The organism is Nocardiopsis salina YIM 90010 (assembly GCF_000341025.1).
Taxonomy (GTDB): domain Bacteria; phylum Actinomycetota; class Actinomycetes; order Streptosporangiales; family Streptosporangiaceae; genus Nocardiopsis; species Nocardiopsis salina.
Genome location: NZ_ANBF01000041.1, coordinates 1 through 7,063 on the forward strand (window position 1 = coordinate 1; position 7,063 = coordinate 7,063).

The 7,063-nt window shown below is 73.3% G+C and carries 3 protein-coding genes and 1 pseudogene; 1 reads left to right on the forward strand and 3 read right to left on the reverse strand.

What is annotated here, in order from left to right; genetic code table 11:
• Positions 1-2,017 (forward strand): phosphodiester glycosidase family protein (locus D474_RS27640; RefSeq protein WP_017612393.1); only part of this gene is annotated, 2,017 nt, incomplete at its 5' end.
• Between the two features lie 390 nt (positions 2,018-2,407).
• Here D474_RS27640 and D474_RS27645 read toward each other — a convergent pair.
• The 3 genes and pseudogenes from D474_RS27645 to D474_RS0104450 all read right to left on the reverse strand — a co-directional run bounded on the left by D474_RS27645 (position 2,408) and on the right by D474_RS0104450 (position 6,073).
• Positions 2,408-4,158: pseudogene (locus tag D474_RS27645) on the reverse strand (SIP domain-containing protein).
• Between the two features lie 118 nt (positions 4,159-4,276).
• Complete coding sequence (locus D474_RS0104445) at positions 4,277-5,188, reverse strand: hypothetical protein (protein ID WP_193373970.1); 912 nt, start codon at positions 5,186-5,188, stop codon at positions 4,277-4,279.
• Between the two features lie 129 nt (positions 5,189-5,317).
• On the reverse strand, positions 5,318-6,073 hold the full coding sequence (locus D474_RS0104450) for a MerR family transcriptional regulator (protein WP_026118161.1): 756 nt from the start codon (positions 6,071-6,073) through the stop codon (positions 5,318-5,320).
• Positions 6,074-7,063: the final 990 nt, after the last annotated feature.

Consider the following 7,063-nt stretch of genomic DNA (forward strand, 5'->3'; position numbering starts at 1 on the left):
TTACTTCGACCTCGGCGCGACCCAGGCGCCCAGCGGCGCCGGGATGCGGGACGGGCGTGCGCTGACCTCGCCGGACGCAGAGTTCACCGACGCCGTGGTCATCGACGCGGACGGAACCGGCACCGTGCAGGAGGTCGGCTTCGACGGCACCGCCACCCTGCCCTCCGTCGACCTGGCCCTGGACGCCCTCAACACCTCGACCGTGCCCGCGGACGGCCTCGCGCTGTACACCTCGGATTGGGGCGAGCATCCGCGCGAGCACGTCGTGCACGAACCGGAGGTGCCGCCCGAGGAGCAGGCGTTCGGGGAGGCCGATCCCGTACCCGAGGCCCCCGACACACCCCCGTCCGACGCCGTCGCCGAGGCCGTGGTCTCCGACGGGACCGTCGACCGGGTCACCGGGACCCCGGGGAGCGGCCCCATCGCCGAACACGAGCAGGTCCTGGTGGCCCGCGGGTCCGCCGCCGCGTCCCTGGAGTCCCTGGCCGAGGGCGATCAGGTCGACGTCGAGCACACCCTCACCGCGGGCGACGGCGACCCGAGCACCGTGCTGGGCGGCCGCCACGTCCTGGTCCGCGACGGCGAACCGGTGCCCGTCGACGACGACGCCCGCGCGCCCCGCACCGCGGTCGGGTTCTCCGCGGACGGCCGCACCATGCACGCGCTCTCCACGGACGGCCGCAACGCCTCCACCGCCGGGACCACTCTCGAGGAGACAGCGGAACTGCTCGCCGCGGCCGGTGCCGACCGGGCCCTGGAGCTGGACGGCGGCGGTTCCTCGACCCTCGTCGCCCGTGAAGCCGGTGCCACCGACCCGGCCCAGCGCAACCGCCCCGGGGGCGAACCGCGCGAAGTCCCCGACGGCCTGCTCGTCACAGCGCCGGAGGGCTCGGCCGAGACCACCGGGCTCCACGTCCGCGCCGCCATGGAACCCCGCCCGGAGCACGGATCACCCGCACCGCCCCAGGCCGATCCGCGGCGGGTGTTCACCGGCATGCACCGCACTCTCACCGCCACCGGCCACGACGAGGCCTTCGGGCCCTCCGGGCCCGGCGCGCCCGACACCCCCGACGATCGCACCGGGGACCTCGCGGTGTCCGCACCGACCGGACACGGTGACGGGAACCGCTACGTCGCCGGTGAGCCAGGCCGAGTCACGGTCACCGGGGAGACCGGCCCCGCCGCCACCCCCGACACCGGCGACATGCTCCGGGACACCGTGGAACTGGAGGTGCTCCCCGCCCCCGAGACACTCCACGCGAGCCCGCACCGCCTCGGTCTGGCCTCCGCCGACGACACCGCGTCCTTCGTGCTGACCGGAGCCGCCGCCGACGGGGACACCGCGCCCGTCGAACCCCTCGACGCGGAGGTGGCCGCCGACCCCGACCTCGTCGAGGTGACCACCCATGGGGACGGCCGCTTCGAGGTCGGCGCCCGCACCGGCGAGGGCACCGGGACCCTGACCGTCACCGCGGGCGGCGCGTCCACCGAGGTCCCCGTATCCGTCGGCTCCGTCACCACACCCGTCGCCGACCTCGCCGACGCCGAGGAGTGGACCGCGCAGTCCACCCGCGGGGAGGCCGACGTGCGGGCCGTGGACGGCCGTGACGGACAGGCTCTGGAGATGGCCTACGATTTCACCAGGGACATCCGCACCCGCGACGCCGCCCTCCACCCGCCCGAGCCGATCGCCCTCGACCGCCAGGCCTTCGCGTTCACCGCCGGCGTGCACGGGGACGGCAACGGGGCACGTCTCATGCTCGCCCTCACCGACGACCTCGGGGTCGCCCACACCCTCCAGGGGCCCGCGGTCGACTGGGAGGGGTGGCGTGACGTGCGCTTCGAGGTGCCCGACACCGCCGGACACCCCCTCACGCTCGACCGCGTCTACCTGGTCGAGGAGGACCCGTCGCGCACCTACACGGGCGGGGTCGTGCTCGACGGGGTCCGTGCCGAGACAGTGCCCGAGCCTCTCCCGGATCCCGAACCCGTCGCCGGGCCCCAGGAAGCCGGCTGAGGCCCGCGGCCACTCCTCGCACAGGTGGTCTCCAGTGCCTCCTCCGTGACACACCGAGCGTGGCGCGGGCGTTCACGCCCAGGATCCCCGGGGTCGGCCAGGGGCTGCGGTGTGGGCCCGGATCAGGGCACCCGCCGCCCCCAGGGCGATCGCTACGAGCGCGTGCGCGGAGTGCCGTACTCCAGCACGAGCGCTCGGGCCTCGGCGCCACCGCCACCCGACAGCACCGCACCCTGCGCCGGTTTCCTCCGTACCGGCGAAGAGGATCATGACGGCCGCCGCGGCGAGCGCCGGGACCAGACCTGGCAGCACGAGCGGTGGTCGCGGACTCCGAGGTCGGACAGGGCGGAACCTGTGCCGGAACGCCCTCGGCCGGACCGCCGTGTCCGCTCAGGCATGGGCCACGGTCACGGTGCCGAAGGGACCGAAACCCCACCCCAGAGTGGTGGTGTCCACCGTCGAAGCACCGGCGGAGCGCAGCAGCGCGCTGATCCGGTCCCGGGTGCGCAGCGGCGAACCGGTGATCGTGAGGCTGGTCAGGGCGTACTCGGCGGCGTGGTCGTCGGAGGGGGCCTTGTCGGAGGCGCGCTCGGCCAGGACCACCACCGGGCTCGCGGCGAGCGCGCACCGCAGCAGCCCCAGCGCCTCCTCGTCGGAGCGGCCCTCCAGCGCGCTGACCAGGACGGTGCAGTCGTTGACAGGCCACTCCGGCTCGGCGGTGCCCGGCAGGTGCACGGTGCGGCCCTGTGCGAGGTGCGAGGCGACGAACGGGGCGGCGTCGCCGACCACCGCGAGGGTGCGTGCGCCGGAGACGGCGGTGGTGCGGGCGAGGGGACCGACCACGAACTGGAGCTGGTCCGCGGTCCGGTCCTGCAGGGCCGTGTCCAGTGCCCGGTCGGTCTCCCGGCGCCCGTGCCACGGGGTGGTGCCCACACGCGCCGACGGGGAGCCCGAGCGCAGCACGTCCACCAGGTCGGCCAGGGCGAGGGCGTCGCGGTTGGCCGGGTCGTCCAAGGAGAGCTTCTCGAGCACGGAGTCCTCCATGAGCACCCCGCCCCGGGCGGTGTTGCTGTGGTGGTCGCCGTCGCGTTCGAGCAGTCCGAGCGCGCACATCGCATCGAGCAACGGGCGCAGGAGGGCGGGCTCCACCCCCGTCTCGCGGGCGATGCCCTCGAGCGTGGTCGTGCCCTGTGCGACGGTCGGAGCGATGCCGAGGGTGGCGGCCGCGCGGGTGACCACGGGCGGGCCGAGCTCGGTCATCTCGTGCACGTCGTGGAGCACCTCCGCGGAGGTCTCCGCACCCTCGGCGGAATGTGCCGGTGTCGGGCTCCCGGCGTTGTCGCTCCGGTCGGACCGCTGCGCATCCGCCGCTTTGGGGCGCCGCCAGTACCCGACGACCTCCACGTCCTCCTTGGGCAGACCGAGGTCCTTGCGCAGGTACCGGCGGATGGGCGCGATCGTCATGGCCTCGCCCCCGACCCACGCGTACACGCGCAGGTCGGGCAGGGACAGCTGCCGCACGGCGTCGGAGAGCAGGGTGCTCGTGCCGGCGGGGGGGGCGCCCNNNNCTGCCGGTCCGACTCGGTCGGGACCTCGACGATCACGTGTCCGCGGGTGCCCTCGGGGGCCTCCTCGAGCCAGCGGCCGATCGCCGGCAGTGCGGTCTCGTCACCGGCGAGGAGGTGCCACTCGGCCTCGTCGTTGCGCAGGGCGCACGACTTGGGGCCGGCGAAGTGGATCGTGTCGCCCGGTTCGGCGCGGAACGCCCAGGCCGCGGCGAGCCCGTGGGAGTGGCGCACGAAGTCGACGTCGAAGGTGTTGGACTCGGGGTCCCACGCGCGCACGGTGTAGTCGCGGGTCTGCGAGAAGGCCTCGGGGTTCCAGGCGAAGCGCTGTTCCTCCTGCGTGCCGATGCGTGGGAGCGGGCCGTCGGCGGGCGGGATCACGAGCTTGACGTGGTCGTCGAACCCGTCGGACCGGAACGCCGGCCGGTGGAACCCTTCGCCCATCTCGCCCGCGGTGAGGTCGTCGCCGGTCAGCGTGATGCGGCGCATGTTCGGGCTGACGTCGGCGACGCGGAGAACCTCGGCGCGGCGCAGCACGATGGGGTGGATCTGCAGGGGGCGGGAGGTGCGCGGCATGGGTACTCCTGAGGTGAGCGGCCAGGAAAGGCAAGGTGAGCCTAACCTTAACTCTCAGGGGTCGACAAACCGGACCCCTTGCCCGGCGAACCACCTTCCGAAGGCCTGGTCCTCGGGGTCAGGGGTTCTGCGCAGGGGTCTCTGCCACAGGCCCGGGGCCGGGGCGGGGCACCGAGTCCTCTGAGGACGGGGCCTGTGAGGGAGCCTCCGCACGGATCGCATCGACCGCGTCCGCGGGTTCGTCGGTGAAGAAACGTACGCGCGTGACCTGCTCCTCGTTCCGGTCGAAGAAACCGACCCTCTCCGGTGCCACGAACTCCACGACCACGTTGGTCCGCCCGAACAAGCTCGCGGTGAGCGCGCCGTCCGCGACGTCCACGGCCTTGCCCCGGTTCAGGCCCTCCTCCTCGCGCACTGCAGTGATACCGGCGGTGGGGAAGGACAGGTCCACCGTGGCGCCGTGCCGGACCCGCAGCTCGCCGCCGCCGACGGAATGTGTCGTCGTGGTGTACAGGGCGCGGAAGCCCAGGGCGTAGAGCGCGAAGTAGAGCGAGACACCGAACAGCACCCAGCGCAGCCACCCCGGCCCCCCGACCAGTGCGAGCGAGAGCACACACCCCGGCACGGCGACCAGCAGGATCCCCGTGGAAACCGGCGGCGCGAGCCCGGCCGACCGCAGCTCGGTGGTCCCCGTGGCCTCCGGACGCCGGCGGAACACACGCGGGATCGCGAGCATGACCAGAAGCTCCTGCCTGATCACGAACGCCACCGCGGGCGGTAGGCACGCGTCCAGGCTCGCCATCAGCGCCTGCGTCCGGGTAGCCCCTCGGGTGCGCGCCCGCCCGAACGCGATCCGCATGGCGGCGAACTCCACCACCACCACACCGAACAGGCACATCTCCAGGACCACGATCAGCACGGCCGCCTGCGCCAGGGTCACCACACCCGTGAAGAGCAGGGTCAGGTTGACGGCGATGATGATGAACGGCAGCCAGCGCAGGAAAGCGGCCACCCTCGGGTTGCGAAGCACCTCGTTCTCCTCTCCCCTCGCTTGTCCGGACCGCGGGGTCGCGGGCCGGTCCCTGGTTGCAGAGTGAGGGGTTGACGCGGCGTCAAGCCAAGCCGCGCGGAACACGGTGCAGGTGGGACCGCCGGGCGTTCACGTCGCCGGTGGCGCGGTCTCTTCTTCGAGGCGCGCCATCACACGGTGCATGACACGCCGCTGGGCGGTCGGGAAGGACGCGAGCAGCTCGGAAGCGAGGTCGTGCGCGGCGCCCGGGGCCGGAGGAGCTTCCACCAACGAGTGAACGAACGGCCCGATCATCCGGACGAGGTCCTCGACGAGCTCCGCAGTCTCCGGTGAGTCCTCGTCCTCGAGGGAGAGCTCCGCGAACCTGGACACGGCGTCGGCTGCGGCACCCTGATCGAGCCCCTCGGGGACCGGGGCGGTGAGAGGGTCCCCGTCCCCGACGACTGACAGGAGCTGCGCGGCGGCTGTCTCCCGGGAGATGAGGTCGGAGGGCGCCCCGCGGTCAGTGAGGGTCCCGGCCCACTCGGCCCAACCCTGTTCGTCGGCGGAGGCGCGGGCACGGCTGTGGCTCTCCCGGAGACGCACGATCATGAGCCGCTGCTCCTCCAGTTCCTGCTGCCGGCGGGCGATCTCCTCCTCCCACGCCAGCAGCCCCTCATCGACGTCCTCGCCGCCGTCCCGGAGGAGCTCCGCGCAGCGTGCGAGCGGAAGGCCGAGGTCGCGCAGGGTGAGGAGCTGTTTCAGGGCGTGCACCGCGCCGATGTCGTACCTGCGGTGGTCGAGCTCGTCCCGTTCCGGCTCGGGGACGAGACCGCGCTCGTGGTAGAAGCGCAGGGTCCGGGGGGTGGTGTCGAGGAGTCGGGCCGCCTCGCCGATGGTGAGCATGGCCCCCATTGTGCGTGACGGTTCCCGGCTCACCAGGATCACTCCTGCACGGCTGCCCCGCCGCCTCCACGACGCGCTCCGGAGCCAGACCGTCCCGGTACCGGTCCGCCTGGAGCGCGAACAGTTCCGTGTGACTCCTGCACGCGGCGATGGGATCGCGGTGGGTATCGCTCTCCATGACGCACACGTGGTCGAGGGCGACGATCCGGGGCGGCACCGCCGGCACGAGCTCCNAGGCCGGGGGCGGCACCACCGGCGACGGTGCCGGGGAGGCGACCGGGGTCGGGCTCATCCCCTCCGGGGAGGCGACGGCCTCGCGGTACGCGCGTACCTATGACGCGTTCATTTCTGCGGCCGGGTTCGCGCACAGCCACCACGGCCACACCACCGGTGGTGGCGGCGAGGCCGACACGAACTCCGACGGTGACACCGTGGGCGGTGGCACCGGCGGTGGTGGTTGCGGGCAGCCGCCCGGGACCAAGGCGGTCGTCAACATCACCGTGCCGCTGTCGGCGCTGGCGGCCTTCGGCTTCACCCTCAACAACACCACCACCGAGCCCGCCGGGACCGACAAGGCCAACGGCCCTGTTGAGGCCACCGGCACCGACACCACCGACCAGGTGGGCGCTGAGACCGCCGGTACCGCGGGCGGTGCCACCCCGTCGGCCACGAGCCACCCGGCCACGAGCTTCGATCCCCGGCCCGCTGGCCCTTCGGGCTTCCGGCCTTCTGGTTGTTAGTGCTCTTACGGGCACCAACAGCGGCCTGTAGTGACAGTAAGAGCACTAACAACGCCGCAGAACCGGACACCCGTCACTCCGGCCCCACAAGCAACCGGCCCCATGAGCACCCCCTCGTGAGCCACCACGAGCCCGGGGCCCGGAGGACCCCCGCACGCCTGCCATCCCTGGCCTCAATGCCCTGCCGGGAGTGTGCGGGGCCCGCCGTTGCCTCCGCAGGAGCGAGCCGCCACCCGCACGCCGCAAGCGT